Here is a 26,966-nt window from a genome sequence, read left to right as displayed (position 1 = left end):
AGAGCTGCAAGGTTGGGAATTGGAACGGGAGCCATATGTTTAACCGTACCTTCAACATCGAAGGCCGCGTAATCGGTGAGGGTGCTGCCCCATTGGTGGTCGCGGAAATTTCCGGTAATCATGGCGGGTCGCTTGAGAATGCGCTCAACCTTATCACCGCTTGCGCTGAAGCGGGCGCCGAAGCCGTAAAATTTCAGACCTACACCCCCGACACAATCACCCTTGAAAGCGATGCACCGGCCTTCCGCGTGCAGGCCGACCTGTGGGCGGGGCGCACGCTTTACGAGTTATACAAGGAAGCCCATACGCCTTTTGAATGGCATGAAGCCCTTTTTGCACATGCACGCAAACTTGGTTTGATAGCTTTCAGTGCGCCTTTTGACGGTACAGCGGTGGATTTGCTCAGGAGTCTTGACGCTCCGGCTTACAAGATTGCCTCCTGCGAATTGCCGGATGTCGGTCTGATTGAACGGGTAGCCAGAACAGGTAAGCCAGTGATGCTTTCCAGCGGTGCAGCTGACGACGCCGAGCTTTCTGAGGCGTTGGCCGTTCTGGCCAACAGGGGTGTCCGCGACGTATGTGTATTGCACTGTGTAAGCAGTTACCCAACAGCGTTTGAAGATGCGGCCCTGTCGTCCATACCTTATATTCGGGAAAAGCACGGTGTGAGTGCCGGTTTTTCCGACCACACCTTGGGCATACAGGCTGCACTTGCCTCTGTGTCACTGGGTGCCTGCGTGCTTGAAAAGCACGTTTGTCTATCGCGGGATGACGGCGCAATCGATAGTGCCTTTTCGCTGGAGCCGGATGAACTGGGAACACTCGTCACGCAAACGCGGCAAATATTTGCCATGCTCGGACAGCCCAAAACAGCGCCGATTGAAGCGGAAAAAGAGAGCCTGCGTTTCAAGCGCTCGCTTTATATCGCCAAAGACCTTAAGAAGGGAGACAGGCTCGACGGCGCCAACGTGCGCAGCGTTCGGCCTGCGGGTGGCCTTCATCCCCGGCATCTGCCGGAGATAATGGGGCGAGAGCTAACACGGGACGTGCCACAGGGCAGTCCGCTTGGGTGGGACATGCTGGACTGATGACAACCGCAAAAGCCATCAATTGCCTGATCACCAGTGCGTCCGCCAAAGTGTTGCTGGTTGAGGCTTTCCAGAAGGTTCTGCACCCGTTGGGCGGCAAAGTGATCGCCGCCGACATGGACACGCAGTGTTGCGCCGGACATTTCGCTGATGCTTTTGAAGCGATGCCTCGTGATGATGCGCCAGACTATGAAACCACTCTCCTTGATATTTGTCAGCGTCACGATATATCGCTTCTGGTCCCGACACGGGATGGGGAATTGCAGCAACTTGCGCGCCTGAAAGGCAGGTTGGCCGCGCTTGGCGTGACCGTGCCCTTGCCCGACGCATCCGTTTTGGCGCTCTGTCAGGATAAAAAGGACTTTCAGGCTTACTGCCTTACAAAAGGCTTTCCGGTGCTGCCCATCGCCGATGTGTCGCATGCAAACGCCTTCCCGATTTTCATGCGACACAGGAACGGTACCTTTACCGGCGGTGGTGTGATGATCGAAAGTCTCTCGGCTTTCCGGCGGCTGGGCGTTGATATAGATGACTATGTGCTTCAGCCCTATGTGACTGACCGCGAGCTGAGCTGTGACCTTATGATGGATTTTGACGGCAATGCTGTGCAGGCAGTGGTGCGCGAGCGGCTGAAACTCGTCAACGGTGAAAGCTGGCGCTCACAGATTATCGACCTGCCGGAAGTGGAAAAGCTGGCGCTTGACCTGGCCTCCGGCCTTGGCCTTCGCGGTCACAACCTTGTGCAGTTTTTCTATAATGAGCAGGATGGCCCCCGGGTGATTGAAGTGAACGCGCGTTTCGGGGGGTGCTCGAACCTCAGCATTCAAAGCGGCCTTGCCTCCCCCGAACGGCTTGTTGCCCTGATGCACGGGGATGACCGTGCCCGCGAAAACCGGGCGATTAAAACCGGCATGATGTCGCTGCGCTACGCGACGGACCGGTTGATCATGCCAGGACAGTAGTGCGTTATGGCGGGTCTACACTGCATCTGTGTCATTCAGGCACGGCGGACCTCCAGTCGGTTGCCGGACAAGGTGCTGAAGTCGCTTGCTGGTGTGCCTGTCTTACAGCGTGTGATTGACCGTTGCGAGCGTATCGACGGTGTGGACAAGGTCATCATTGCGATGCCGGAAGGCGACCATAACGCGCCGCTTCGTGCGGCGGCAGAACACGCAGGCGCGGCGGTTGTGCTTGGTAGCGAAGCTGATGTGCTCTCCCGTTACCTGAAAGCACTTGAAGCTTATCCCGCATCCTATGTCATGCGGGTCACCTCAGATTGCCCGTTCCTTGACCCTGAAGTCTCAGGTGGCCTGCTGGCAAGCATGATCGAACACGGTGCCGACTATGGTGCGACGGCTTTATGGCCGCATGGCCTGGACAGTGAGGTCATGACGGCTAAGGCGCTCAGGCTGGCTGGAGAAAAAGCCGAAAACCCGCTCGACCGGGAGCATGTAACCCTGTGGCTTAAGCGAGCCGAAGGTATCAGGCGTTATATTCATATGGCGGACAGAAACTATACAACCGATCAGCGGTGGGTGCTGGATTACCCCGAAGACTTCGCCTTCCTCGAGGCATTGTGTACTGAATTGCCACCCCATCCGGTAATGCCCGGGTGGCGGGAAATTCTGGCTGTTTGTGAGCAAAACCCGGCACTGGGCGCGATCAACCGCATGCGCATTACCGAATGGGCCGACAAGAACCAGCAAATCATTCGGGATGCAGCCGATTAGGCCACATCCCGCACGTTTTTAACATACAGCGACGAGCGTTTCGGAATAAAAACCGTTAAACCGAGCCTGCATCGTGAGGCCGTATGCACCCAAATGTTCGAACAGCACCCAGTCACCTTCGCGCGCGTCTGCTGGCAGCGGGAAAGGGCCTGCCATCTTGTCGCAGCTGTCGCATGTGGGCCCATAGGCACGGTAGCCGATGACATCATTGCTCAACGCGCGCTCGTCGCCTGCCACAAGGTCAAGCGGAAAGGGCCATTCGGGCACGCCGGCGTCAAACAGGGCGCCATAGGTGCCGTCATTCAGGTAGAGGTCAGCGCCTTTACGCAGCTCAATACGCGCGGCAACAGCACCAGCTTCGGCCACTAGTGCCCGGCCGGGTTCACACAGTGTCTCGGTGTCGTTGAAGCCATTGGCATCGAGGGCGGCATGGATCACGCGGAAGTATTCTTCCAGTGCTGGCGGCTCCATGCCGGGATAGGCTACAGGGAATCCGCCGCCCACATCAATGAGGTCAAGTGTCACGCCAGATGACTTCAATACACCTGCGGCCTGAGCGATGGCATCAGCAAACGCATCTGGACGCATACACTGCGAGCCTACATGGAAACAGACACCAAGGCGCTGCGCCGAGAGCCTTGCACGGCGTAGTATGAGCGGCGCGAGGTCGAGTGGCGCACCAAACTTGCCGGAAAGCTCGTAAGCCGCCCCCTGTACCGCGACACCAAGGCGCAGGAACAGCTTGAGGTCAGCCGCGCCGCTGGTTTCTTCTTCAATTTTGATCAGTTCATCAAGCGTATCGAAGGAAAAACCGCGCACACCCATGGCGTAGGCATGGCGAATGGCCTGACGGCTTTTGACCGGGTGCATAAAATACAGGTTCGCGCCGGGCAACGTTTTGCTGACCAGTTCAACCTCCCGCAGCGATGCCACATCAAAGTCGCGTACGCCAGCCTGCCACAGGCTTTTCAGAATGGCCGGGTGCGGGTTTGCCTTGACGGCATAAAGGTTGGTGCCACGAAAACCCGCAAGGAAGCGTGCCGCCATTTCAGCCAGTTTTTTTGGGTAAAAAACATGCACAGAATCGTTGCATTGCTCAGTCTTGAGGGCGTCGGCAACGCTCGCATATGTGTTAAGCCCCTCAAGGGTCCAGTTTTCTGCGGATGGGAGAGGGCGGAGAACTTCAAGTACCTGCATTGGCCAAAATCCTGGTCTACAAGGATGACAGCTTATGGCTCAAAACCACCATGGTTCGAGCCGGAGACAGGACCGCCAGCTTTGGCTGGCGTTTGGCGCATCAACCGTGATGCGCGGTGATATAGGTAAGTTCTATGACGCTTGAAAAATAATCAAACATCTCGCGCGGCAGGAACTGCCGGTTGGCTTTAAATTCGTGCGATGCGGCAAGGTGCGAAAGCGCGCCCATTTTTGTCGTGCGGATCATCCCGGCAAACCCCTTCAATCAATGTGGGAACTGGCCTAAGCCATACCCCAATCAACAAAGGACGATTTGCGTCGTTACCCGTACGTGTCTGCCGGTTTGCATCAGCAATAAGCCGGGAGTCGTGGCACGTGCGCTTTTTACGTCTGACGGCGCATATGTGGCTTTTTAGACCTCAATGCAAGCCTTTTTTTGTGCCATATTTGAGCAACCATAAAAATGGCGTTTTACGGCCAATCAGAAGTGTGAATTCCTATGACGGGTCAGTCCCTTAAAAGGGCACGGGCGCGTCGAAAGTGAGTGATTCACCACTTTCAGGGTGTGCAAGCGTTAGCTGGCGTGCGTGCAGGCACAGCCGGTCCGCCATGGTGAAGGCTTCGCCCTGAGCATACAGGTTGTCACCCAGAATGGCATGCCCGAGGCTCAGCATATGAACCCGAAGCTGGTGCGACCGCCCGGTAACGGGGTAAAGGGCCACGCGGGTGGATTTTTCCTCGCGCGCCAGCACCTTATAGCGCGTGAACGCCGCGCGACCGTTTTCAAAGTCCACCCGATGTTTTGGCCGGTTGGGCCAGTCGATCAGCACGGGCAGGTCAATCTCACCCTCATCGCGGGAGAGGTGGCCGTATACGCGGGCCTCATAAATTTTGTCGGTTTTGCGTTCCTCGAACTGGCGGCCCAGGTGGCGCAGCGCATCCATATGGCGCGCCATGATGATGACGCCTGAGGTTTCCATATCCAGCCGATGCACAATGCGCACGCCGGTGAACTGTTTTTCTGCGCGGGTCGCCAGACAATCCTGTTTCTCAGGCGTGCGACCCGGCACGGACAAAAGGCCGTTCGGTTTGTTGAGCACCAGAATGTCGTCATCGACATAAAGGATATCGAGTGGCACGTTGGGCGGGTCATAGTCTTTCAGGATTGGGGCACTCATAATTCAGCGGTGTTTTTCCATTTTGATCAGCGGCACTGTGACCCCGTTTGAGGTTGGCACGTCCTCACGCACAACCGGCGAGTAGCCGCACGCGCGGTACAGTGGCTCGCCGGACAGGGTTGCCATCAGCTCATAACGGGTGAAGCCTTCCTGTGCAGCCTTTTTTTCGCACAGGTCCATAATGAACCGGCCAATGCCACGCCGGGCGTGGGCGGGATGCGTATACATGGCGCGGATACGGGCTGCGTCGCGGGTTGGGTCCAGCAGGCGGGCGTCGCGGCCCTTGGTATGGTTGGCGCCATATAGAGTGGCGCGGCGCGACCAGCCGCCACAGCCGACAATCTGGTCACCGTCAATAATGGCATAATAGGTGCCGTCATCAATGAGCTGTGTGTCCATGCCCATCAGTTCGAACGATGCCTCGACCTGCTCGGGTGAGAGAAAAGCCTGTTGAAGCTTGGCGATCGAAGCATTCATGATACCGGTAAGTGCCGGGATGTCCCCGCGGGCCGCAACCCGGTAGCTGAAGGGCAAAGCTTTATAGGCCATGTCATGATCCGTTTATGGTTTAGGCATTCTTGATACCGGTGTCTGGCACCGTAGGCAATCAATTGAGTGTTTGACTTGGCCGCTGGCGCTCACCAAAGTGGCAGCAAGGGACAACGAGCGGCGCCATGAATGAGTGCCCAAATCGCCAAGGAGTATGCACGGGTGGTAGACACATCGGCAAACCAGCACGCACAACCGAAATCCGACATCGAGATTGCACAGGCGGCGACCATGAAGCCGGTCGCTGATATCGCGCGCGACCGGCTTGGTGTTGATGCGGGGGAACTTGAACCTTACGGCCACTATAAGGCCAAGCTATCGCTGGATGGCATCAAGGCGCGCGAGGGTAACAGGGACGGCAAGCTCATCCTGGTTACGGCCATAACCCCGACACCTGCGGGTGAGGGCAAGACTACCACAACAGTGGGGCTGGGTGACGGGCTGAACCGTATTGGCAAAAAAGCAATGATCTGCCTGCGCGAACCCAGCCTTGGGCCGTGTTTTGGCATGAAGGGCGGTGCGGCGGGTGGCGGCTATGCGCAAGTCGTACCCATGGAAGATATCAACCTGCATTTCACTGGCGATTTCCACGCCATCGGCGCAGCCAACAACCTGCTGGCAGCGATGATCGACAATCATGTATACTGGCGAGAGAACGATAAAACCGGTCTTGATAACCGGCGCATCACATGGCGCCGCGCTGTGGATATGAACGACAGGTCGCTCAGGCAGATCACGACCTCGCTTGGCGGAGTGGCCAACGGGGCGCCGCGCGAAGCGGGCTTTGATATTACCGTCGCGTCCGAGGTGATGGCGATATTGTGCCTTGCGACTGACTTGAAAGACCTTGAGCACCGCCTTGGCAATATCATTATTGGTTACACGCGGGAGCGCAAACCTGTTTTCGCGCGCGAAATCAATGCGCATGGCGCCATGACAGCGCTGCTGAAGGAGGCGATAAAACCCAATCTGGTGCAGACGCTGGAGGGTAATCCGGCTTTTATCCATGGCGGGCCGTTCGCCAATATTGCCCACGGCTGCAACACATTGATCGCTACAAAAAGTGCGCTCAAGTTGGCTGATTATGTGGTTACGGAAGCGGGCTTCGGCGCGGACCTTGGCGCGGAGAAGTTTTTCGATATCAAGTGCCGAAAAGGGGGGCTCAAGCCGGATGCGGCTGTGCTTGTTGCCACTATTCGTGCGCTTAAAATGCATGGGGGGATTGAGAAGGACAAGCTGGCGCAAGAAAACCTCGATGCGCTCAAACGCGGCTGTGTGAACCTTGAGCGGCACATCAAAAACCTCAAGCGTTTCGGCATGCGGGTCATTGTTGCCATCAACCGTTTCTCTGCCGATACAAAAGCCGAGCGCCAGTTGGTGAAAGACATCTGCAAGGGCCTGCATGTGGACGCGGTGGAGGCTGACCACTGGGCGCGCGGCGGAGAAGGCGCGGAAGATCTCGCACGGGCGGTGGTGGAGGTTGTCGATGGGGAAGGAAGTGATTTCCAACCTCTGTATACCGATGATGAGCACCTTTGGAACAAGATTCACAAGGTGGCGACCGAGTTATATGGGGCCAGTGATATCAGCGCTGACAAAAAGGTCCGCGACCAGATCCGCGCGCTAGAGGCAGACTATGGCCATTTTCCTGTGTGTATTGCCAAGACCCAATATAGCTTTTCCACCGACCCCGCCATCAAGGGTGCGCCCACCGGCCATGTGGTGCCAATCCGCGAGGTGCGGCTTTCTGCCGGGGCCGAGTTCCTTGTGGTGGTCTGTGGTGACATCATGACCATGCCCGGCCTGCCGAAGGTGCCTGCGGCCAATAATATCCGCGTGGGGGATGATGGCCGGGTTGTCGGGCTGTTTTAAGGTCAAAAAAAACGGTGCCGCCAATGGGGGTGGGGTTAGAGAAAATCTGATTCTGCCATCAGTTCCATGCTTTCCAAAGTCTGTGCAATGCTGAGGTAGTGAACGGACGCAATGAGAACATAGGGCTTGGCTTCGGCGGTAGCCAACAGGGCCTCTGCCTCGGGTTTTGATAAAACAGGAAGCTTGCTTTGGCCATATTGTTCGGGGTGGGCTACCGGCTTGAGGCCGTCAATGATACCGACGGGGAAGATGGCGTGCCGGTCGAGAAAGGAGATAAGGCGCAAGGCGGCTTCCCCCTTGCCCCAGATGTATATGGGGCGCCCTCCATCGTGTGTAATACTCTGTAGTTTCGCGAGATACGCTTGCCCCATATAGTCCTGTAACTGGCGAATAGCCTCCGTAATTCGGTTTTGGGCCAGCAGGCTTTCAAGTGCCTGATGGCAATGTGAAAATGCGTGCATATCGACCGACTGTTCGAGCGCAGGCACTGTCACTTTGGCGCGCCACAGGATTGTGCGCAGGTTGTCTGCCAGTTGAACAGCGCTGGTGCCTGTCTTCAGTTGACGGTCTATTGCCCTGATGTCTGCGGCGAATCGTTTGTCGGTGTCCACGGCGTAGGAGGCTGGGTCACACGGTGGGGTCGTTGAAACCATATTTAACCGCCCGGCCTGCTGCTGGTGTGTTGCACTGTTTTCGATGGTACAGATAGGGTCGCCGCAAAAGAGCCGGTTTTTGTAGGCTTGGGGCCCTACGGTGACAGCCTGCAGGCCGCCAGCCGTTACCGAATAGCCGTGCAGGGGGTGAAATACAGCACAGTCGTGAGAGCCATCTATCACCGCACAACCCTGCTGCCTGGCGTTAAAAAGCATCCAGTTGTCCCACCCTGCCCGGCCCACAGCGAGGTGGGGAATGTCTTTCAGCCAGCCGCGATTGAACATGAACACGTCAATGGCAAATACATCGTCCCAAGTGCCGTATTTTTCATCAAGACGACGGATATGGTCCTGCCAGTTTTCTGTCCCGGTGAAAATGGGTTCCGACAGGGGGATGTTCCGGCGGCGGGCGACATACAGAAAATCTGAAATTTCGTCGGCGTCGCATGTCAGCATACTGGCGAAGGCGTCAGCGGATTGTGTGTTCAGGATGATGTCGGAATTCACGTAGGCAAGGTAAGGCGTGTCCGTGTTTGTGTGCGCGGTGCGAAAGAGGTCATGGATTAAGGGAATATGGCTGGAGTTTCTCTCCACCACCTCAATGTGGCCGCACGATAGCTCCGCCGCGATATCGCCGGTACCTGGCTCGTCACCGATAATAAGGATTTTCAAACCCAGCGCGTGCCAGGAGCGTAGCGCATTTTCCTGCATGATAGCATCCAGCCCTGTAAACGGCTTACAGGTCGTGAAAACGGTGAGGTCTGATAATGTCGCCTTATAATTCATAATGACTGGTCAGCGCAGGAAAGGCTCGGCCTTCTGGTCCTGTCGGTTACGACCAACCTGAAGCAGAAGGGGAGACAGGTCCCAGGGGTTTACGATATCGCTTTCAAAAATGGGGTCGGACAGCTCCTGTAACAGCGCTGTATGATCCGGGTGGTCAGGGTTGAAAATGTCACGCTCCCTGAAGTCTTCAGCGGGGTATGTCCCCCACTGTTTTAACCGGTAGAACAGCACAGCATCCACATGCCATGCCGTGCACATTTCTATCAGGCGTTTCATCTCGCGGAAATTGCTTTTCTGGACAACCATGTTCACTTCAAGCCGGTCAATTATCCCCTGTTTTCTTACCTTGCCGATCATGTCCATATTCTGGCAGATTGCCGAGAAGGTGCCGCCGCGCCGCAGTTCTTCGTATGTCTCTTTGGTGGCGCCATCAATTGAGACGGTGATATAGCCGGGCAGGTCGTGCAGGTTGGAAAGATTGTTCCACAGCTTCTCGGTCAAGAGCTGGCCGTTCGTCATCAGGTGTAGCGTGAGATTAGGATAATCCTGGCGATTGAGTTTGTGCAGAATGCTGTTGAAGTGACGGCTGCCAAAGGCATCGCCCGAGCCGGTTATATAGGCAAAACTGACTTTCTTCAGAAGCGGCAGAATGGTTTCTGTTTCGATGCGCTCCAGTTCCTGGCGCCACTGACCTTTGGCGGTGATCATCGAGGTGCGGCACTGGGGGCAACTGAGATTGCAGGACCGGTCATAACTGAGCGCCAGTCGGTAGGGTGCCTGTTTGGTTACCATGGAACCGGTTTTGACGGCATGTCTGACTGCGGGGTCAGTGTCCTCATAGTCAGGTAGCTTTTTCATCAGCGGACAGCTGATGGGACTACAATACCGGTAGGAGCCATCGACAATGGACTGGCGAACCAGTTGCGCCCTGCGGGAATTCCAAATGTCCTCGTGATTTTGGTGGAAAACATTTCCAACGGTCACCGGCTGCCAGGGTTTGCAGCATAAGTGCACGTCCCCACCCTGAAAGATCTCAAACGCCTGAAAAGGTTTGCCGCAATATTTGCCCGCCAGATGCAGCGTTAGGATTTTCTGCCGCGTGGCGTGCAGGAAAAGTTTCTGCACATAAATGTCATCATAAAAAAGACCGAGGCATTTGGTCAGAAGCTGCGATGCCTCTGTGCGGTCGTCCTGCAACAGGGCACGTTCTGCAAGCACGACAAGCAAGGGAGTATAGTTTTCATAGTGGCGCCGGTAGATTGAGAGAAACAAGTCCTGCTCTTCCGGGCCAAGCTTCGCCAGAATGGCGCGGATCAGCCTGCTTCTGCCCAAGCAGCAATTCTCACCCGCAAGTTCATCTGTGCGGTAGAGCTGGTTGGGCTCATTGTCCGGTTGAGGCCGCGACGCTTCCTCCTGTGCCGGCCAGACGTGCTGGAAAAACAGGCGGTCATAAACGCCGTGAGAGAGCGAAGGATCACGGAACTGCTGAGCGATATCATTCGCATAATCGTCGACGACCGTATCTGTGACGGGGAAATCGTCCAGTATATCGCTCAGGTCATGGCCCAGCGTGCGTTTATCATGCCTGAGTTTGGCCAGGTCCAGCGCTGGCGGCGCGGCTTTGATGCCGCGTGCTGCCATCAGGCCTGCCACCCGACGCCCTACCTCCGCTTCAAGGTGTGGGCGATTTTGTGGGTGTGTGAGCGCCGCTTCCCAAGGCTCTGTTGTAAAAGCATCGTTTAGAACGGCGTCGTTTGCAGGGAAGACCGCGGTGGGCGAATAATAATGGTAGCCGAGGGAACGGTCTGCATGCCGGGTAAGCTTGTCAAAAATCGGTGGCGTAGCCGGGTCGCTTTCGGTCTTTTGGGGGAAAAGCACCAAATCAAACCGGCAGTGTGACAGAATAAGCCGCGCGGCGGATATTGCTGCGGCTGACGTGTTTTCGATCACCAGCACGCAGGGTTGGCTTTTGTGTTTGTCCCCTGCGGCGGCAAACTTAGGGGTATGCTGGATGATTGTCTCAGGTGTTTCCGGATCAAAGGTGACGCAGGTGTCAAGCGGCCGCAAGTTTTTGTGTGACGTTGTAGCCGCCTGTGACAGCAGTACGTTCAGTCCGCGCCAGCCCCGCTGATATAGGGCATAGGTTGCGTTACCCTCTGCGCCGTATTCCGCACCCAGGGTGACATAGATACCCTGCTTGTCGTGCCTGCAGAAGGTGCTGATATAATAGTCGTCAAAATGTTCAGAATAACTTTTTTGCACCAGTTGATCCCGTGTGTGTTCCCGAAAGCGTGACAGCAAACCATTTAAAATACAGGCAAGTACCGTACCATCTTCAGCGCGTGCGCCCAGCCACATTTGCCGCATGGAGGGTGTCCAGTTCGCGGATGTTTTTCAGCACCCTGATATCTGGATGGGACGGCAGGTCCTGCTGCCATGTCGGCATTTCTGTCCAGTCGGTCAGGAAGTAGAACTGCATGCCGAAATGCAGGGCAACCTCACAGTCGTGATGACTGTCGCCGATAAAGGTATCAGGAATGCCGGAGTGGCGCATCAGTCTATGCACATTATCGGTTTTGCTTTTAGGGCTGCCGAAAATGCCCTTGAACAGGTGGTCGATCTTTTTCATGCTCAGGATATCGCGCAGCTCGCCTTCCTCCGCGCCCGATATCACAAAGGCCTCGACCCCGGCACTGTCCAGCCGGGAGATAAGCTTCTCAAGCCCCGCTGCGACGTCGCATTGCACCAAAGCGTCCCGGACATTGCGGGAATAGTCGGCGCACAGGGTTTCGTAGTCGGCTTGATAATCCGTTTGCCTGTTCAGGATGTGCTCAAAAAAATAGCGGAACTTTATTTCCCGTCCGATCCCTCCCCGAGGCTTATGATACGCTAGAAGGGCCTCGGCCTCCGCTTGCCCGTATCGGCTCGCCGCCTGATACATTGCGTTGGACTTGAGCGCGTTGGAGTTGAGCAGTACACCGTCGCAGTCGAATACCCAGGGCCGTGCCGTCATGCAACGTCTGCCGGTCTGATGCGATTGCGGATCGGTCCGCCCGTTAGAACCAGTTTCGCAGTTTCGGCTGCTTTGTAGCGCATTTCCCGCCACGCCTGTTCCGAATAGTAAGCGGTATGTGGATTAATGATCAACCGGCCCTGCAACCATGTGGCGCCCCGTCGCCAAGCCGTGGTCAGCTTGTCGTCCAGTGGTGGTTCTTGCGGCAGTACATCAAGGCCAAGCCCGGCAAGGTGGCCGCTTTCCAGCGCGTCATGCAGCGGGTCAAGGTCAGCTATCAGCCCGCCGCGTGCCGTGTTGACCAATATACCGCCGGGTTGCATCGCGCCGAGAAAAGCCGGGTTGATCATGCCGGATGTTTGCGGGGTCAGCGGGCAATGTACCGAGACAATGTCAGCTTGTTGCAGCAAGGCATCAAGGGAATGTGCGCGCTCATACCCAAGCGCTTTTTCATGCCCGGAGGGCAGGTGCGGGTCATAGCCCACAAGCCGCACCCCGAACGGGCGCATTCGCCGCATGACCGATGAGCCAATGCGGCCCACGCCAATTACGCCCAGCGTTGTGGTGCTGAGCCGTTTGATACCCGATACGGTATTTTCCTGCCAGCTATCGTGATACTTGCGTGCCTTAAAATCATACTGGCCTATCGCGCGAGCGAGAGCGAGAGCCATGGCCGTTGCCGTGTCGGCAACTTCTTCCGTGCCGTAGTCGGGCGTGTTGCAGAAAATAATACCGGCTTCTTCCAGTCCGGCCACGTCGATATTGTCGTAGCCGACGCCATAGCGCACAACTACGCGGCATTTTTTCAGCCGGGCGATCACATCCCGGTCGATATGGGCGTGCCAGACCAGCAACGCCTCGACCTGCGCTAACTGCGCATCGTCGAAATCTTGCGCGTGAATGGCATTCAGGAAAACCAGCTCTGCATCGCCGCCGAGCGCTTCCTGTTCAATATCGCCGGGGGCTGCCACATAGTCCGTTATGCCGATTTTCATTCACTCAGCCTCTTTTTTTTGTGGCCAGCCGGGAAGCTGAACACAGGTTTTCCGTTGACCTATAGAGGATGGCTGTATCATTGAGATAGGCGAGAAAGCGCACGCCAAGGTCTTGGGCAAAGGTGACCATCTCAGCGCTGTTGACCAGCATGCCGACGGAGGCATCGCCCCTTTTGCAGATATCGACAATCTGCCGGATATGATGCCGCATTTTGTCTGACATGAGGTCGCCCGTGGAACCAATGGTTTTGGCTAGGTCGTACAGGCCGACATAAACGACACTGAGGTGTTCGCCGTAGGTTGCCACAATCTCCGGCAGCGCTGAAATCCCGTCCTGATCCTCAATCAATATGCCGAGAAAGCAGTTGCTGTTAGCCGCCGCCATTCGTGCCGGGACGTCGCTGCCATCATAGCCCATGGCGCGGGTGAAGGGCGATAAGCCGCGGTTGCCGGACGGCGGGTAAAGCGCGCTTTCAACAATTTTCCCGACATCGGCAACAGACCGGACGTTGGGCACCATGAGGCCGTGGCACCCGGCATCCATCACACGCTGAATAAGGCCCGTATCGATGCCGGGCGGACGCAGCAGCAGATTTTTCCCCGCTCGTTCAGCGGCGCGCACCATATTCTGCGTGTTATCAAGCGAATGGGTGCCGTGTTCCATGTCGTGGATGACAAAGTCAAACCCGGCCTTGCACATCAGTTCAACGGCACCTGGATCATTGATCAGGTTCCACGTACCGATTACCTGTCCGTCTTCTGCCAGTATATTTTTCAGGCGCATTGTTTTCTACCTACAGACTGTTTCAACTGCCATCGAATGGCGTGGACCCCGGGGTGTAGCCCTTTTCCTTCAACCAATGTTCAATGACGACGAATTGCCATTCGCTATCCACGTCGAAGCCATAGTCATTGTATAGGGCCTTGGAGCGATGCCCCATCCACTGGAAAGGCTGTGGCCCCTGGTCCATTTCCGTGAAGCATGACCAACGCATAACCTGCACAGACAGATCACAGAAATATATGCCGCCTTCGCTGGACCGGATCGAGCTGGCGTTTGTGCCCATCTGGTCCGGTGACAGATAGTTTTCGATGATGCCGTCTTCGTTGATTTTTCGGGCGCGAAGCGGGCTGAACATATCATAGCGGCACACTGAAAAGGCAGAATCCAGTGTTGGATCTTCCTGCAGAGCTTGAACACCTTCGCGGATCAATTTGACGTCGATTGCCGGGTTGTTGGCAAAAAGCAAAACGATAATGTCAGGCGCTTTGCCAAGCCGTTGTTCGATCTCGTGCGCGGCGTGTTTGAGGACATCTTCTGTCAGGCTGTCGGGTTGGGCGAGATTGGCTGGGCGCTTGATGATATTGGCATCATATTTTTTACCGACCTCCATAATTGTCGGGCTGTCAGTTGAGACAAAAATATGGTCGAGCCCTGCTGCTTTCCCGGCGATAAATCCGTATTCGCACATCGGGCGCCCGACAATTTCCCGGTAATTTTTACCCGGCACACCTGTACTTTTATCTTTCCCGATAAGAAGTCCGCAGATCATTTTTGTCCGTTCCCTTGCTGCTGTTCCAGAATATGGCAGGCGGTGTCAATCGCCCGGCAGGCATACCCCCACTCATTGTCATACCACAGAATAAGCTTGATCATATTTCCCGGCCCGGCCTTTGCCCACTGCATGTCAACAATCGCGGAATGCGGGTTTTTTTCATAGTCGGCTGAAACAAGGCTTTCCCGGTTCAGTTCGATGTAGGGAGATCTGGAAAACGTCGAAGTCAGATCTTGTTCAAGTTTTTCCTGTGAAACGTCGCGCTGGGTAATCAGGGTAAGATCCGCACTGGTAACGACAGAGGTCGGGATGCGGTAGGAAAAACTTTGAAGCCGCCCGGCCAAGTCGCCCAGAACAGGTTCTGTCGCTGAGACGGCCGTTGTGTTTTTTGGAATGAGCATGCCGACACTGCTTCGGCCCAGCGAATAATCCGGCCAGTAATGACCGGGGTCAGACTGGCCGACCACCGCAGCGTCGGTCAGGTTCTGATAGCCCAGCCATGGATGCAGGGTGGTGACCGAGCCATGCTCTATGCCGTAAGCGTCATCGACAAATTTCAGCAGGTGCGCGATGGCATTGGCGTCACAAATGCTGCTGGAGACGACGAAGTCAGCCTCGCTGTCATATTGCGCCTCATTCACCCCCATGATGATGTGCCTGTCGATGCCGTCTTTGGGCGAATGAGTGACCACAACGCCCTTGAGTTTCCCCTTCCCGCGCAGGCTGTGGGCGGCGAGTACGTTGTCTTTGGTGCCGCTGCAGTCAATCACGATATCGGCGTCGATCTCCTGCCAGGGCAAGGCATCGATCTCGCGACAATTGAAAACTGGAATTTTGTGGCCATCAACGGTAAGGGCCTTCTCTTCCGCAAGCGCCCGCGCAGGAGTCGCGAGGCGGCCGTAATTACTGTCGTAATTGAGCAGGTAGGCAAGGTTGTCAACGTCATCCACGATGTCGTTTATGCCGGCAAGCACCAGTTTTTTGTTCTCCAGCAATATTCTGGTGACCGTGCGGCCAATGCGCCCAAAACCGTTTACAAAAACCCTCATCTGCGGACCCTGAATATAATTTGAAAAGAGGATGACCTAGTTTGTATCCAGCCTAGTGGATGACTTCTCGCTTTAAAAGCAATTATTTAGTGACCTTGCAGGCCGTTCGGGGCATGCTGCGCAGTGTGTCGGCCTGGCTGGCACCAGGAGAAGTTTCACATGTGGGTGTTGGCAATTTGAGGTGAGTTAAAGTGATCGTTTTGATAACCCATGTCATGGCGAAAGATGCCCTTGAGGCCGCCGCCCAGCGACAGGGTGAGGAGAATTACTGGGGTTTTCTTGGCTTCTGGGAAGACTGCATCGCGCAGTTGGCCGAGGAAGGCGTGGAAGTCCGGTTTCTGATCAGCGAGTGCTTTCTGCCCTATCTGGAGACGGAGAAGGCTTGCAGCCGCCTTGAGAAGGTCAAGGGCTGTAAAGTCTACTGTCTGCCCGATGAGTATTTTTATGACATGTGGCAGGACCAGCCCGACGCGTTGCGGGATGCGGCCATATTGAAATCGCTGAAGCTTGGCGACATGCAGCCTGATATCGTTCAGATGCATGATCCGTTGCACAAGCTGCGCTTCCTGTTCCCCGATGCCAGCATTGTGGGGCAGGAAGTTGGTGCATACTCCCGCCCGCCTTATCCCAGCACTTTCTTCATTGATCCGTTGAGTTTCGACTGCAAAGGCGTGGTTGAGGAATATTGTGCCATTCAGGATGAAAATATGACGCAGGCAACGGATGTCCTGACCCCGCTCAGACACGCGCTTGAGGATAAGTTCAAGCTGCAGTCGCCTGAGATACAGGCCTATCTGGATGATCTACGGTCGCGGTTCAGAAATGTTCTGGTGTTTGCGGTTCAGTATCCCTCTCCCCGGTACAGTCCGTACACACAGTATGCCACGTCCATCGAGATATACCGGGATATACTGGAGAATACGCCTGCGGACACGGTGGTCATCCTGTGCCCTCGTGCCCATAATTTTCAGGATATGGGCATGACGGAGGACGGCTGGACCGAACTGACCCGACAGTACGTCGGGGCGGCCCTGTTCCCCGGCGAGCTGGCTTTCCCCTATTATACCCAGATGCTGGTGCCCCACACTGACGGGGTGGTGGCGGTGACGTCAACGGTGGGCCTGCAGGCCGCTTTGTGGGGCAAACACTGGTTTACCAGCCCCCAGTCGTTCTATCGCGGCATCACGCCCAGTTATAAGGAAATGGCTGAGGTTCTGACGCAGGACGGCGCGCCTGAGGCCTGGGGCTTTGTCAACTGGATGAGCCAATATATGTGGCATCCGAAAATGGTGCTGAAGCGCGGCAGCCTTCTGGCGGACTATCTTAAACTTGTGAGGCAGGTCAGGCAGTCTGGAGAGGGAGAGATTTTGCCGCACATCAAGAAATTCTTTGATGCGCGTCCCCAGTTTCAGTCCATGCTGCTGAACCCGGACCTGACAGACCTGACCAGAAAGCACGGTTCTCAAGTTATTGATGTCATGTCTATTTGATGGTGGCCTGGCGCGATTTTGTCTGCGGCGGACTGCTACTCGTGAGGCGTGGGTATTAAGGGATTGTTTTAAAACCCGTTAGTGTCCCAAAGTGGCTCACATTTTGCTTTGCTCAATGGCGAGTTTAAAATTACCGGTGGTACTGGTTGCGGTCATGTAAAGACGGGATGCGAAACAGGTGCCTGTGAGAAAGTTAAGGAAGCGATAGTGACTGACCAACGCGATTATGTCTTCATGGAGACGGAAGAGGGCATTGCCTATAACCTGCATCGCAATTCGCTTGAGGATAAAGCCGTATATTATACGAAAGGTTCGCTTGAGGCGAAGTTGCAATATCTGTTTCGGCGGTTTGTGCGGGAGGGGGACTATGTCCTCGATATCGGGGCCAATAGCGGGTTTCACACGGTTTGCCTGTCCGGCATTGTCGGTGATGCCGGGCGTGTGCACGCCTTCGAACCTGTGCCTTTCAACTATATCAAAATGGTCACCAATTTGCATTTGAACGGTATTCGCAACGTGGTGACCCATGATTGTGCGCTGGGCGCGACAAATCGCCAGCAAGTGATGAATGTGATCAGGGAAGGTGAGCTGGAACAAGGCAACCACTCCCTTGCAGCCAATGAGAAAATTGTTGGCGCCCTGAAGGACAAGATCGACCCTCTCGAGGTATCGGTCAGGCGGCTGGATGATGTATTGCCTTCAATTCCCCGGCTTGATTTCATCAAGATCGATGTTGAAGGGTATGAAAACGAAGTGTTGAAAGGGGCACAGGCCCTGATCAGGAAGCATCAGCCCATTGTCATCATGGAATGGGTCGAGCCCCGCCTGAAACACCTGGGCATTGAACGTGGCCAGTTTCCCCCCTTGTTTGGCGACAATTACGCCTTCTTTGAAATCAACTGCGATGATGCCGACGACCCTTCCCGGGTGACGGCCCTCAGCCCCTACCGGTTCGACCGGCATATGTCGGCCGGAAGCTGGGACCTTGTATGCCTGCCGCTTCGGCGGTTCCGGTCTGATCAGGACGGATAAGGAAACCTTCGATGAAGTTTGATATTTGTATTGTGGGATTGGGATACGTCGGCCTGACGTTGGCTGCGGCTTTCGCAAACAAGGGTTTGCGGGTTCTGGGCGTCGAGAAGCGCGCCGACATTGTGGAAAAAACCAATGCGGGCATTCCCCATTTTCAGGAAAACGGGCTGGATGAAATTCTTGAACACGTGGTGGGGTGTGGCAATCTTGTCGCGCGCGAGAGGCTGGCATCCGACGACGAAATTGACAGTACCTTTATCATAACCGTCGGGACACCGCTGACGAAGGCCGGGCAGATAAATCTTGATTTCATTCAGTCGGCGACGCGCGACATCCTGCATCACGTGACGGATGGTTCGCTGGTGGTGTTGCGCTCGACCGTGAAAGTGGGCACATGTCGGGATATCGTCATTCCGATTTTGCAGTCCAGCGGCAAGGCTTGCCATGTCGCCATGTGCCCGGAACGCACGCTCGAGGGCAGGGCGATGGAAGAACTGGGCCGCCTGCCGCAAATCATTGGCGCGGATACACCAGAAGCCATGGCGCGGGCGGAGAAGCTGTTTACCTCGCTTACGAACGCAATCATCAAATTGTCGTCATACGAGGCGGCCGAGATTACCAAGCTTGTTGATAATACTTACCGGGATGTTCAGTTTGCTTTTGCCAACGAGGTGGCCCGGATATGCGAGGCATATTCGGTGAACGTTATGGAGGTCGTTGAAGGAGGCAAGCTTGGCTATCCCCGGACAAATGTGGCTTCGCCGGGGCTGGTCGGTGGACCCTGCCTTGAGAAGGACCCGCATATCTTTCGTGCAAGTGCCCAAGCGAAAGGGCTGGACCTTGAGATGACGCGGGCTTCGCGGGTCATCAACGAGCGACAGCCGCAAGAGACCGTTTCCTTCATACGCCAGCAGGCGAAACAGCGCGGGGTGGCGGAACAGCCGACGATTTCGGTTCTCGGTTTGGCCTTCAAGGGGGTGCCTGAGACCGATGACCTGCGCGGCGCCATGTCCCTTACCGTCTTGCGTGAACTCGAACAGCAATTTCCTGATGCGCGCTACAGGATATTTGATCCGGTGATTGAACGATCCGTGCTGGAAGATGGTTTCCCGGGCTATGAGGTATGCGACAGCATCCGCGACGCGGTTGCGCAGGCGCACATCGCGATCATTACCAATAACCACCCCCGCATGGCAAAATGGACACCCAACCAGTTATCTGCCTGGATGGCACCCAGTGGGTTTGTCTACGATTACTGGAATAATTTCAGTTCCAACATGACGGATAGCCTTTCAGAAAACTATTACGCAGTTGGCAACGTTTGAACATGAGGACAGGACTTTGAGGCATGCAGTAGTAACCGGCGGCGGTGGATTTATCGGTGCGCATCTGGTGCGCCGTCTCCTCCGCGACGGATGGGATGTGACCGTGGTTGACAATATGCTGCGCGGTGCACCGTGGCGTCTGGATAGTGTGCGGGCAGATGTTACAATTGCCAATATTGACGTGCGCGATGCCGAAGCGCTGGCCCGTGCGGCGAAGGGTGCGGATGTGATGTTCCATCTGGCCGCCGTCAATGGTACCGAAAACTTTTACAAGCAGCCGGAACTGGTGCTTGATGTCGGCATTCGTGGCGCGCTCGCGGCTGTGACCGCCTGTCAGCAGGCCGGGGTGCCGGACCTGGTGCTGGCATCATCGGCAGAAGTATATCAGACGCCTCCGGTGGTGCCGACGGATGAAACTGTGGCCCTGACGTTGCCGGACAGCCTGAATCCGAGATATTCCTACGGCGGGTCAAAGATCATCTCCGAATTGATCGCGTTCAATTACGGGCAGGATCATTTCCGTAAGGTTCAGGTTTTTCGGCCGCATAACGTATATGGCCCGGATATGGGCTATAAACATGTCGTGCCGCAGTTCCTGCTGCGGGCGATGAAGGCACATGAGACCGCATCAGGGCCCGGTGTGACTGCCGACTTTGCCATCCTTGGCTCAGGTACAGAGCAGCGCGCCTTTTGTTATGTCGATGATATCGTTGACGGCATTATCCTGATGTATCTCAAGGGGGGACACCGCGAGGTATATCATATCGGCAATGACGACATGGTATCGGTCGCGACGCTGGCCGCTTGTGTGGGAGAGGCTGTCGGTCTTGAGCTCAATATTGTGCCAAGTACCGCCCCTGCCGGGGAGACGCCCCTTCGTTGCCCGTCGATCGAAAAAATGCGGCGCCTGGGCTATGCCCCGTCTGTCAGCCTCAGGGAAGGCCTTGCCCTCACCCTGCAGTGGTACCGTGAACATGCCGACAAGGCTGTAGAAAACGAATTTTTGTAGGCGGCACATGGAAAAGAATAGCAAAATTTATGTTGCAGGCCACCGCGGAATGGTCGGTTCGGCGATTGTGCGTGGCTTGCTGCGACAGGGCTTCAGCAATATTGTCACACGCAGCCATGCCGAACTGGCGCTGGACGTGCAAGCGGAAGCCGACAGCTTTTTTGCCGAAAGCGGTATCGACTATGTATTCCTTGCCGCTGCCAAGGTGGGCGGCATAGCCGCCAATATGGCGCAAGGCGGGGATTTTATCCGGCAGAACCTGCTGATACAGACCAATGTGATCGACGCTGCGTACCGGGCTGGCGTGAAAAAGCTATTGTTGCTTGGTTCCAGCTGTATTTATCCCCGTGAGGCAGCGCAGCCGATGCGGGAAGATGCGCTGTTGACCGGGCCGCTGGAGACAACCAACCTGCCATACGCAGTGGCGAAAATTGCAGGCAAGGTCATGTGCGACGCGTACCGGCAGCAGTATGATTTCAAGGCCTTTACTGCCATGCCGTCCAATGTGTATGGCATAAATGACAACTTTCACCCTGAAAATGCGCACCTTGTGGCAGGTATGATGCAGCGCTTTCACAAGGCGAAGAAAGAAGGTGCACAGGGTGTGACTGTATGGGGGACCGGCACACCGCTGCGCGAATTGATCTATGCCGATGATCTGGCGGACGGCTGTATTTTCCTGATGAACCATTATGACGACGGCGGGCTGGTCAATGTGGGCTCGGGCGAGGAAGTGTCGGTGCGAGACCTCGCTCAGCGCATCAAAAAGACCGTTGGCTTTGAGGGGCGGTTGACGTTCGATACCGACAAGCCGGACGGCACACCCCGTAAGATCATGGATAACAGCAAAATCAATACACTGGGCTGGCGCGCAAACACAGGGCTTGATGAAGGGTTGGCGCAGATGTATGCCGCCTATCTCTCCACCCTCACTGTTTAAATCCTTTCACTTAATCCGAATATTTAAAGCCTTCAGGGACCGACCATATGACACTGACCCAAAAACGCCTTACGCCAGATGAATTTGCAGCGTTGGAGCATCAGGTTCTCTGGTCACGGCGCTACGCGCTTGAGGTAATCGAAAGGCTGGAAACCCTGCCGGCTGACGTGAAAACGCTCTATCAGGATCTTTTTGCCAACGCACTGACCAAAATCACCCTGCCGGACCTGCCAATGGCTGCTGCAGCTTCAACTGATGAGGCTGACCGCATGCTGGTGGAGTGTGATGATAATATCCCCCTGTCTATCGTGGTCACTACCCGCAACGATACCCATACGGAGCGTATGGAAGAGCGAACACAAGCCTTTATAGACAGTGTTTATCACGTGGCTGAAACTGTCGGTCGCCGTGTGGAACTGGTCATTGTGGAGTGGAACCCGCCAACTGACCGGCCAAGCTTGCGTGACGGATACCGGTTTCCGCGAACCCATGACTATGTGAACACCGTGATATACACCGTGGGTGAAGAGGTGCATGAACAGTTCGACATGGCAGACTTCACGCCGCTCTATCAGATGATCGCTAAAAATGTGGGTATCCGGCGCGCGCGCGGAAAGTTCATTCTGGCGACCAATATCGATGTGCTTTTTTCCGCGCCGCTGTTTGAGGCGATGACAGCGCCTGATCTGGCCGCTGGTGCGCTTTACCGCTCGCACCGCTGTGACATCAACAGGAATGTGCTCGACCTGCCTGATATCAACGCCATTACCGAAGCCGCTGACGAACGGGTGTTGCGCATCCATTTTCAGGAAGGGCCGCTGGAGCCCGGAGAGGCGCGTCGGCAGCGAGAGCAACATGTGGAGGACGATTTTATCGCCTCCCAGTTTGCTGAAAGGCGCGATGCGCAGGGACGCCCTGTGATCTATAATGTTGCCAGTTGCTATGTGGGCTGGGATTCGCTGCCTGCTCTCCATTATCAACAGTGCGGCGACTTTCAGCTTATGCACCGTGATGACTGGCTCAAGGTGCGGGGCTATATGGAGCTTGATGGCTTTATTTTCCACCTTGATAGCCTTCTGGCGATCGTGTGCCATGCCGCAGGGATGAAAGAGGTGGTCTTCCCTGATGACTGCCGCCACTATCATATTGATCACACCACGGGCGTAGAGATCGAACCAGGCCGCTACCGGACGAATTCCGGCAAACTTGTCGCGCACCTGTCCATTATCGAGCTCTACGGCCTCTACCGTTACATGGAGGCCAAAGACGACTATTGCCTCTATAACGACACGGCATGGGGCTGTGGTGCTGCCGATGTGAAAGCTGATCTGGTGACCACAACGCCGTGGGCGGCAGCGTTGCCGGTGCCTGCCCGCCTTGACCGGCAGTCGGTCATTGCCTGTCACTTCAAAAATGTTGAGGCGCTGCAGAACCGCGAGAACCTCATGACAAATGACAAGTTGCGCACCATGTTTGCGGGACTGATGCGATATCTTTCGGCCCGTCACAGGGGGCGGAAAATATGGATATGGGGGGCGGGTGGCCGTGGCCGTCACCTGTTGCACTACCTTCTCGGGCATGATCTACAGGTCGCTGGTTTTATCGAAACGGCTCCGTCGGGTCTAAAAACCGTGGATGGTTTCCCGGTACAGTCACCGGACAATTTGCAGTTTGAAGAAGGTCATTTTGTCCTCGTGGCGTCCCTTTTCGCCGGTGAAATATACAAAAGCCTGCTCGCGCTTGACGCCCGCGAGGGAGAGCATTTTCTCATCACACCATAGGCAGCATGACCATGAAACGAAACATCGTTCCCTATATCCGAAAAGCCCAAAACTTCGCCGCTTCCGGCGATATGGGTGCATGCAGGGAGCAGTGTGTGAAAGCCTGGTCGCTGGACAGGCTGAACCCTGACAATCTGGTGGCTGTTTGCACAACATTGATTGATGCCGGGCAGGATGAACTGGCGCTCGACATATTGGGTGAGGCTGTGACCCTGCAGGGTGAAACCGAGGCTCTCTGTTCTATCATGGGGGAAATGGCGCTGCGCATGAACCTGCCTCATGTGGCGGAAAAAGCCTATGCAAAAGCGTGTGAGCATAACCCCGCCGAGCCAAGCCACATTTTGCACCTTGCCAAAGCGTATGAGCTGCTTGAGCGGCAGGATGATGCGGTACAGCTATTACAGACATCCCTGCAAATGTTTTCGCAGTATGCCGCATTCTGGAATGCGCTTGGCATGTTGATAAACCTGTATACGAGCGACCTTGCCAATAGCCGTATATTCTTGCAGGAGGGCATCCGGCTGAGGCCGGATGTCGCGGACTATCATCACAATCTTGCGCTGACCTTTCATGATCAGCCACCTGCTGAACCTCACTATCGTGAGGCGCTGCGGCTTGCACCGCGTAATTCGCAGATCAAGGTCAGTTATGGCATTTATCTTTTGCAGCGTATGCGTCCCGAGGAAGCCTGGCCATATTATGAGGCAAGGCTGGACCCGGAGCTTGGTGACAGCAAGGTCGCGCAGTATGACCATGGTGTTCGAGCCTGGAAAGGACAGTCCCTTGAGGGGAAAAGCATCTTCGTCTATGCCGAACAAGGCATTGGAGATGAAGTTTTTTTCTCGCTTTTCCTACCGCGGCTTCTCGATATGGGGGCGCGGGTGCATGTGGGCTGCGATCCAAGGCTCACGGGTCTCTATGAACGCAGCTTCCCCGGGGTTGCGGCTTACGGCTTTGACGACGTTAAAAACTTCCGCTACCGCGTGCGCCGTTTTCCGGGACTTCATGACTGGATGAAAACGAATGGCAGCAAGGTTGATTTCAGCGTCGCCGTTGGCAGTCTGCCATACCGACTAGGCCTGACACTTGACGATATCAGGAGTACGGAAGGTCATATATTCACCCCGGAACCAAGCCGCCTTGAGGAACTGCGCAAATATATTGTTCCAGGCAAGCGACCCAAGATTGCGGTGTCATGGCGCAGCTCAAATATAAGTGGCGTCAGACGTTTCTATTATTTGGGGCTGGATTATGTCAAAGCTCTTTCGAGCGCGGTTGATGCCGACTTTTATGTTTTGCAATACAGTTACACAGACGCCGAGCGGGCCGAACTTGGTGCGCTCGACAATATCCATTTTTTCGATGACCTCGACTTGAAGCAGGATATTGAGGCCAATATCGCTATCCTGTCGATGATGGACGCATCGGTCGGCCCGCCGACTGCTACTCAGATGTTTGCCCAGGCCAGCGGGACGCCCATATTCCTTGTGAATAATGGGCCACCCTGGACCAGTTTTGGTGCTGCATTGGCACCGCCAAGGTATAAAGAGGGCAGCCGTTTTATCCATACGCGTTCGGGTGTTCACTTTAAAAGCAACGAACAACTGGTGGCGGATATCAAGGCCAGCCTTGAGGAACTTGCCTGACCGTTCACAACAGCCGCGCGGGCGGTTAGTGTTGCGCCGGTTGGCCAAGCTTTCGTAGCAGTTCCGCCGGCATATCCTTGCTTGCCGCAAGGTAAGATGTCATCTCGCCAACTTTTTCCAGCTGTATCAGTTCGTCGCTTGGCAATCGCTGGCTGACGGTCAGATAGGCAAAGACGGCTGGGTCATAGACCGTATAATAGTTTCTTTCCGCCACCATCAGGGTCAGGCGCCGGCTGATTGATGCACCTTCAATGCGCAGGATGTTCGCATCTGGCACGCCGTTCTGACGCAGGATTTCGCACTGAATAGAATTCGCGGTACAGCTGACAAGCGCGCCGCTGGCGATAACGTCCGCAAGCGTGACGTTCGGGTCCACTGCGTCCTTCAGGCCATAGAGATAATAATTAGTGGTCACCAGCGGTTTGATCCAGAGGAACTGATCCTCGCGCGCCGTAGTGCGGTCCACGGGGTAGAGGAGGGACGTTGGGTTCGCGACCGTGCGCCGGAACGCGGCAGACCACGGCAGCAGCGTCGCCCGGGCTGTCAGCCCGTGCGACTGGATGAAACTGTCAACTACAGGCACGAGTGAGCCGATCAGTACGCCTTGCGCGTCCTTTGTAACGTATGGCGGGATCGCTGAAGTGTAGAGATCCAGATCATACGCCTGATCATTAGCTTCGTCGGCTACCGTGGGGCCAGCTAGCCATGAAGGCAGCACAAAGGCGAAAAAGGTCAATAGCCGCAAAACCTTGCGGATACGAGGAAGGATAAGCTTGCTACTCATTACATACTGTCCGTCGTTGAACGGTGATCGGCTGATCGCATTATGCCTTGTAGTGGCGATAAAGAAAAGAGCCTTGCAAGCCGCAACGGCGGTAAAAGCCTTGCCCTCCAAGTCTTTTTCGAGGTTGGTGAACACATAAAAAAACCGCACCCGAAGGTACGGCTTTTTTAAAGTGGTGCCCGGGGGCGGATTCGAACCACCGACACGCGGATTTTCAATCCGCTGCTCTACCAACTGAGCTACCCGGGCAGGGTGCAAATGACGCGCGGCGTCATGCGTTAGCGAAGGGGCTTATAGGCAATAATACGGGGCCTGTCCAGCGCTGAATGTTATTTTTTTTGCATTCTTCCGGTGGCGGGCGAGAGGATGAAAACCTGCACGAATATGTGCATGATCTGTGCAATAAATCGGGCACTTTCGGCAGAATCTGTGCCAAATGTGTGCAGGCGTTGAGCAGCGTCTCAGTCGCGGTCTTCGGGCATGCCCACATCGTCGGGAATCTCGCTGTCACCGGGTAAAGTATACTCCTCATTGAACCAGCGGCCAAGGTCCAAATCGGCGCAGCGCTTCGAGCAGAAGGGGCGGGATTTCTGGTCCACCGGTTTACCGCATTCGGGACATTTTGCTGTGGGCATTGCCGGAACTCCTACTTCAAAACAACGTCTGGCGCGCCGCGCTCAAATGTCACGCTGCGCTGGGTCTGCAGTTTCAGGTCGTCGGTGTAATCCGTGTGGGCTTCAAACCAGGCGATGACCGCATCGCTTGCCGTGATGACCAGATTGCCGTTGGCGGGCGTGCGGCCAAGCTTGCGGGCGCGGCGCAGGAGGTCAAGCGCGGTAGCGTCTGCGCGCGGGATAGGGGCGCGGGACGTCGTCAGGCGGTCGCGCAGTGAAAGCCCGCGCCGTCTGCGGTTGATCTCCACAAGGCCGAACTGCGAAATGCCGGTATGCTGTACCGGCACCGGGTCAACGTCAAAGGCGGCATCGAGCGCGCTCATCAGGTCGCGCGCCGCGCCTTTGGCCGACATGTCGATAAAGTCCACCACAACGAGCCCGCCGATGTCCTGAAAGCGCAGGTGATAGCCCACGGCCATAGCGGCTTCCATGTTCACAATCAGCTTGGCGTCGCCAGCCGACCGGCCCTGAAGCGCGCTGCCCATGTTCACGTCCACCACTGTCAGGGCGCGGGTCTCATGGACCGATATCCAGCCGCCGGAAGGTAGCAGGATCTTGTCGGCCAAGGCTTCCTCGATCGCTTCTTCGACGCCAAAATGCTCAAAGGCCGCACCGTCAC

The 26,966-nt window shown here is 55.7% G+C and carries 25 protein-coding genes and 1 tRNA gene; 11 read left to right on the top strand and 15 right to left on the bottom strand.

Translation table 11 applies throughout. From position 1 onward, the window contains the following. The first annotated feature begins 35 nt into the window (after positions 1 to 35). The 3 genes from pseI to ACN0VM_RS13680 are packed head-to-tail and all read left to right on the top strand — an operon-like array spanning position 36 to position 2,818. Positions 36 to 1,088 (top strand): pseudaminic acid synthase, encoded by a 1,053-nt coding sequence (pseI, locus tag ACN0VM_RS13690; RefSeq protein ID WP_417451454.1) that lies wholly within the window; start codon positions 36 to 38, stop codon positions 1,086 to 1,088. Beyond that, complete coding sequence (locus ACN0VM_RS13685; protein ID WP_417451453.1) at positions 1,088 to 2,050, top strand: ATP-grasp domain-containing protein; 963 nt, start codon at positions 1,088 to 1,090, stop codon at positions 2,048 to 2,050. Before pseI ends, ACN0VM_RS13685 begins: the two co-directional genes overlap by 1 nt. Before the next feature lie 6 nt (positions 2,051 to 2,056). Beyond that, the gene (locus ACN0VM_RS13680; RefSeq protein ID WP_417451452.1) at positions 2,057 to 2,818 is read left to right on the top strand and encodes a cytidylyltransferase domain-containing protein; all 762 of its coding nucleotides are present in this window, start codon (positions 2,057 to 2,059) and stop codon (positions 2,816 to 2,818) included. 18 nt (positions 2,819 to 2,836) lie between these two features. Here the strand turns inward: ACN0VM_RS13680 and ACN0VM_RS13675 are convergent, their stop codons facing one another. The 4 genes from ACN0VM_RS13675 to ACN0VM_RS13660 all read right to left on the bottom strand — a co-directional run bounded on the left by ACN0VM_RS13675 (position 2,837) and on the right by ACN0VM_RS13660 (position 5,742). Then, positions 2,837 to 4,015 carry a type III PLP-dependent enzyme gene (locus ACN0VM_RS13675; protein WP_417451451.1) on the bottom strand — a complete coding sequence of 393 codons (1,179 nt, stop codon included), beginning with the start codon at positions 4,013 to 4,015 and terminating at the stop codon, positions 2,837 to 2,839. Between the two features lie 100 nt (positions 4,016 to 4,115). Then, positions 4,116 to 4,262 (bottom strand): hypothetical protein, encoded by a 147-nt coding sequence (locus ACN0VM_RS13670; protein ID WP_417451450.1) that lies wholly within the window; start codon positions 4,260 to 4,262, stop codon positions 4,116 to 4,118. A 268-nt stretch (positions 4,263 to 4,530) separates the two neighbouring features. Then, the gene (locus ACN0VM_RS13665) at positions 4,531 to 5,193 is read right to left on the bottom strand and encodes an RluA family pseudouridine synthase (protein ID WP_417451449.1); all 663 of its coding nucleotides are present in this window, start codon (positions 5,191 to 5,193) and stop codon (positions 4,531 to 4,533) included. A gap of 3 nt (positions 5,194 to 5,196) precedes the next feature. Continuing rightward, positions 5,197 to 5,742 carry a GNAT family N-acetyltransferase gene (locus tag ACN0VM_RS13660; RefSeq protein ID WP_417451448.1) on the bottom strand — a complete coding sequence of 182 codons (546 nt, stop codon included), beginning with the start codon at positions 5,740 to 5,742 and terminating at the stop codon, positions 5,197 to 5,199. A 129-nt stretch (positions 5,743 to 5,871) separates the two neighbouring features. Here ACN0VM_RS13660 and ACN0VM_RS13655 point away from each other — a divergent pair, with 129 nt between their 5' ends. Continuing rightward, on the top strand, positions 5,872 to 7,614 hold the full coding sequence (locus ACN0VM_RS13655) for a formate--tetrahydrofolate ligase (RefSeq protein ID WP_417451447.1): 1,743 nt from the start codon (positions 5,872 to 5,874) through the stop codon (positions 7,612 to 7,614). 35 nt (positions 7,615 to 7,649) lie between these two features. Here the strand turns inward: ACN0VM_RS13655 and ACN0VM_RS13650 are convergent, their stop codons facing one another. The 7 genes from ACN0VM_RS13650 to ACN0VM_RS13620 all read right to left on the bottom strand — a co-directional run bounded on the left by ACN0VM_RS13650 (position 7,650) and on the right by ACN0VM_RS13620 (position 15,666). Next, the gene (locus ACN0VM_RS13650; RefSeq protein ID WP_417451446.1) at positions 7,650 to 8,978 is read right to left on the bottom strand and encodes a hypothetical protein; all 1,329 of its coding nucleotides are present in this window, start codon (positions 8,976 to 8,978) and stop codon (positions 7,650 to 7,652) included. Positions 8,979 to 9,062: 84 nt separating this feature from the next. Beyond that, on the bottom strand, positions 9,063 to 11,420 hold the full coding sequence (locus ACN0VM_RS13645) for a radical SAM protein (protein ID WP_417451445.1): 2,358 nt from the start codon (positions 11,418 to 11,420) through the stop codon (positions 9,063 to 9,065). Continuing rightward, on the bottom strand, positions 11,389 to 12,066 hold the full coding sequence (locus ACN0VM_RS13640) for an HAD family hydrolase (RefSeq protein WP_417451444.1): 678 nt from the start codon (positions 12,064 to 12,066) through the stop codon (positions 11,389 to 11,391). Before ACN0VM_RS13640 ends, ACN0VM_RS13645 begins: the two co-directional genes overlap by 32 nt. After that, positions 12,063 to 13,061, bottom strand: a complete 999-nt coding sequence (locus ACN0VM_RS13635) for a C-terminal binding protein (protein WP_417451443.1) — start codon at positions 13,059 to 13,061, stop codon at positions 12,063 to 12,065. The genes ACN0VM_RS13640 and ACN0VM_RS13635 overlap by 4 nt, the downstream gene beginning before the upstream one ends. 4 nt (positions 13,062 to 13,065) lie before the next feature. After that, entirely contained in the window at positions 13,066 to 13,845 is a 780-nt protein-coding gene (locus ACN0VM_RS13630) for an HpcH/HpaI aldolase family protein (RefSeq protein WP_417451442.1), read from the bottom strand. 22 nt (positions 13,846 to 13,867) lie between these two features. Further along, complete coding sequence (locus ACN0VM_RS13625) at positions 13,868 to 14,614, bottom strand: cytidylyltransferase domain-containing protein (protein ID WP_417451441.1); 747 nt, start codon at positions 14,612 to 14,614, stop codon at positions 13,868 to 13,870. Beyond that, entirely contained in the window at positions 14,611 to 15,666 is a 1,056-nt protein-coding gene (locus ACN0VM_RS13620; RefSeq protein ID WP_417451440.1) for a glyceraldehyde 3-phosphate dehydrogenase NAD-binding domain-containing protein, read from the bottom strand. Before ACN0VM_RS13620 ends, ACN0VM_RS13625 begins: the two co-directional genes overlap by 4 nt. Before the next feature lie 191 nt (positions 15,667 to 15,857). Here ACN0VM_RS13620 and ACN0VM_RS13615 point away from each other — a divergent pair, with 191 nt between their 5' ends. From ACN0VM_RS13615 to ACN0VM_RS13585, 7 genes are all read left to right on the top strand, one after another. Then, entirely contained in the window at positions 15,858 to 17,156 is a 1,299-nt protein-coding gene (locus ACN0VM_RS13615) for a hypothetical protein (protein ID WP_417451439.1), read from the top strand. Between the two features lie 81 nt (positions 17,157 to 17,237). Continuing rightward, positions 17,238 to 18,188 carry an FkbM family methyltransferase gene (locus ACN0VM_RS13610; RefSeq protein ID WP_417451438.1) on the top strand — a complete coding sequence of 317 codons (951 nt, stop codon included), beginning with the start codon at positions 17,238 to 17,240 and terminating at the stop codon, positions 18,186 to 18,188. An 11-nt stretch (positions 18,189 to 18,199) separates the two neighbouring features. Next, positions 18,200 to 19,513 carry a nucleotide sugar dehydrogenase gene (locus ACN0VM_RS13605; protein ID WP_417451437.1) on the top strand — a complete coding sequence of 438 codons (1,314 nt, stop codon included), beginning with the start codon at positions 18,200 to 18,202 and terminating at the stop codon, positions 19,511 to 19,513. Between the two features lie 16 nt (positions 19,514 to 19,529). Then, positions 19,530 to 20,522 carry an NAD-dependent epimerase/dehydratase family protein gene (locus ACN0VM_RS13600; protein ID WP_417451436.1) on the top strand — a complete coding sequence of 331 codons (993 nt, stop codon included), beginning with the start codon at positions 19,530 to 19,532 and terminating at the stop codon, positions 20,520 to 20,522. A gap of 7 nt (positions 20,523 to 20,529) precedes the next feature. Continuing rightward, on the top strand, positions 20,530 to 21,462 hold the full coding sequence (locus tag ACN0VM_RS13595) for a GDP-L-fucose synthase family protein (protein ID WP_417451435.1): 933 nt from the start codon (positions 20,530 to 20,532) through the stop codon (positions 21,460 to 21,462). 47 nt (positions 21,463 to 21,509) lie between these two features. Next, positions 21,510 to 23,243 carry a hypothetical protein gene (locus tag ACN0VM_RS13590; protein ID WP_417451434.1) on the top strand — a complete coding sequence of 578 codons (1,734 nt, stop codon included), beginning with the start codon at positions 21,510 to 21,512 and terminating at the stop codon, positions 23,241 to 23,243. A gap of 11 nt (positions 23,244 to 23,254) precedes the next feature. After that, a complete protein-coding gene (locus tag ACN0VM_RS13585) occupies positions 23,255 to 24,889 on the top strand; it encodes a tetratricopeptide repeat protein (RefSeq protein WP_417451433.1) in 1,635 nt (544 codons plus the stop codon). A 25-nt stretch (positions 24,890 to 24,914) separates the two neighbouring features. On the opposite strand, the gene ACN0VM_RS13580 is transcribed toward ACN0VM_RS13585, so the two are convergent. The 4 genes from ACN0VM_RS13580 to ACN0VM_RS13565 all read right to left on the bottom strand — a co-directional run. Next, the gene (locus ACN0VM_RS13580) at positions 24,915 to 25,673 is read right to left on the bottom strand and encodes a hypothetical protein (protein WP_417451432.1); all 759 of its coding nucleotides are present in this window, start codon (positions 25,671 to 25,673) and stop codon (positions 24,915 to 24,917) included. Positions 25,674 to 25,846: 173 nt separating this feature from the next. Beyond that, positions 25,847 to 25,922 (bottom strand) — tRNA-Phe (locus tag ACN0VM_RS13575). Positions 25,923 to 26,134: 212 nt separating this feature from the next. Further along, the gene (locus ACN0VM_RS13570; RefSeq protein WP_417451431.1) at positions 26,135 to 26,308 is read right to left on the bottom strand and encodes a DNA gyrase inhibitor YacG; all 174 of its coding nucleotides are present in this window, start codon (positions 26,306 to 26,308) and stop codon (positions 26,135 to 26,137) included. Between the two features lie 11 nt (positions 26,309 to 26,319). After that, on the bottom strand, positions 26,320 to 26,966 hold a 647-nt coding region (locus ACN0VM_RS13565; RefSeq protein WP_417451430.1), incomplete at its 5' end, for a ribonuclease E/G.

It is taken from the genome of Kordiimonas sp. (genome assembly GCF_048260245.1).
In the GTDB taxonomy this organism is placed as follows: domain Bacteria; phylum Pseudomonadota; class Alphaproteobacteria; order Sphingomonadales; family Kordiimonadaceae; genus Kordiimonas.
This window is presented reverse-complemented; position numbering and strand designations above follow the sequence as displayed.

Bases quoted from the DNA above. Each gene is read 5' to 3' on its own strand.
- ACN0VM_RS13570 (WP_417451431.1), bottom strand. From the start codon at position 26,308: ATGCCCACAGCAAAATGTCCCGAATGCGGTAAACCGGTGGACCAGAAA.
- ACN0VM_RS13655 (WP_417451447.1), top strand. From the start codon at position 5,872: ATGAGTGCCCAAATCGCCAAGGAGTATGCACGGGTGGTAGACACATCG.
- ACN0VM_RS13640 (WP_417451444.1), bottom strand. From the start codon at position 12,066: ATGACGGCACGGCCCTGGGTATTCGACTGCGACGGTGTACTGCTCAAC.
- ACN0VM_RS13580 (WP_417451432.1), bottom strand. From the start codon at position 25,673: ATGAGTAGCAAGCTTATCCTTCCTCGTATCCGCAAGGTTTTGCGGCTA.
- ACN0VM_RS13630 (WP_417451442.1), bottom strand. From the start codon at position 13,845: ATGCGCCTGAAAAATATACTGGCAGAAGACGGACAGGTAATCGGTACG.
- ACN0VM_RS13660 (WP_417451448.1), bottom strand. From the start codon at position 5,742: ATGGCCTATAAAGCTTTGCCCTTCAGCTACCGGGTTGCGGCCCGCGGG.
- ACN0VM_RS13645 (WP_417451445.1), bottom strand. From the start codon at position 11,420: ATGCGGCAAATGTGGCTGGGCGCACGCGCTGAAGATGGTACGGTACTT.
- ACN0VM_RS13595 (WP_417451435.1), top strand. From the start codon at position 20,530: ATGGAAAAGAATAGCAAAATTTATGTTGCAGGCCACCGCGGAATGGTC.
- ACN0VM_RS13635 (WP_417451443.1), bottom strand. From the start codon at position 13,061: ATGAAAATCGGCATAACGGACTATGTGGCAGCCCCCGGCGATATTGAA.
- ACN0VM_RS13590 (WP_417451434.1), top strand. From the start codon at position 21,510: ATGACACTGACCCAAAAACGCCTTACGCCAGATGAATTTGCAGCGTTG.
- ACN0VM_RS13605 (WP_417451437.1), top strand. From the start codon at position 18,200: ATGAAGTTTGATATTTGTATTGTGGGATTGGGATACGTCGGCCTGACG.
- ACN0VM_RS13625 (WP_417451441.1), bottom strand. From the start codon at position 14,614: ATGATCTGCGGACTTCTTATCGGGAAAGATAAAAGTACAGGTGTGCCG.
- pseI (WP_417451454.1), top strand. From the start codon at position 36: ATGTTTAACCGTACCTTCAACATCGAAGGCCGCGTAATCGGTGAGGGT.
- ACN0VM_RS13685 (WP_417451453.1), top strand. From the start codon at position 1,088: ATGACAACCGCAAAAGCCATCAATTGCCTGATCACCAGTGCGTCCGCC.
- ACN0VM_RS13680 (WP_417451452.1), top strand. From the start codon at position 2,057: ATGGCGGGTCTACACTGCATCTGTGTCATTCAGGCACGGCGGACCTCC.
- ACN0VM_RS13675 (WP_417451451.1), bottom strand. From the start codon at position 4,015: ATGCAGGTACTTGAAGTTCTCCGCCCTCTCCCATCCGCAGAAAACTGG.
- ACN0VM_RS13670 (WP_417451450.1), bottom strand. From the start codon at position 4,262: ATGATCCGCACGACAAAAATGGGCGCGCTTTCGCACCTTGCCGCATCG.
- ACN0VM_RS13650 (WP_417451446.1), bottom strand. From the start codon at position 8,978: ATGCAGGAAAATGCGCTACGCTCCTGGCACGCGCTGGGTTTGAAAATC.
- ACN0VM_RS13620 (WP_417451440.1), bottom strand. From the start codon at position 15,666: ATGAGGGTTTTTGTAAACGGTTTTGGGCGCATTGGCCGCACGGTCACC.
- ACN0VM_RS13665 (WP_417451449.1), bottom strand. From the start codon at position 5,193: ATGAGTGCCCCAATCCTGAAAGACTATGACCCGCCCAACGTGCCACTC.
- ACN0VM_RS13585 (WP_417451433.1), top strand. From the start codon at position 23,255: ATGAAACGAAACATCGTTCCCTATATCCGAAAAGCCCAAAACTTCGCC.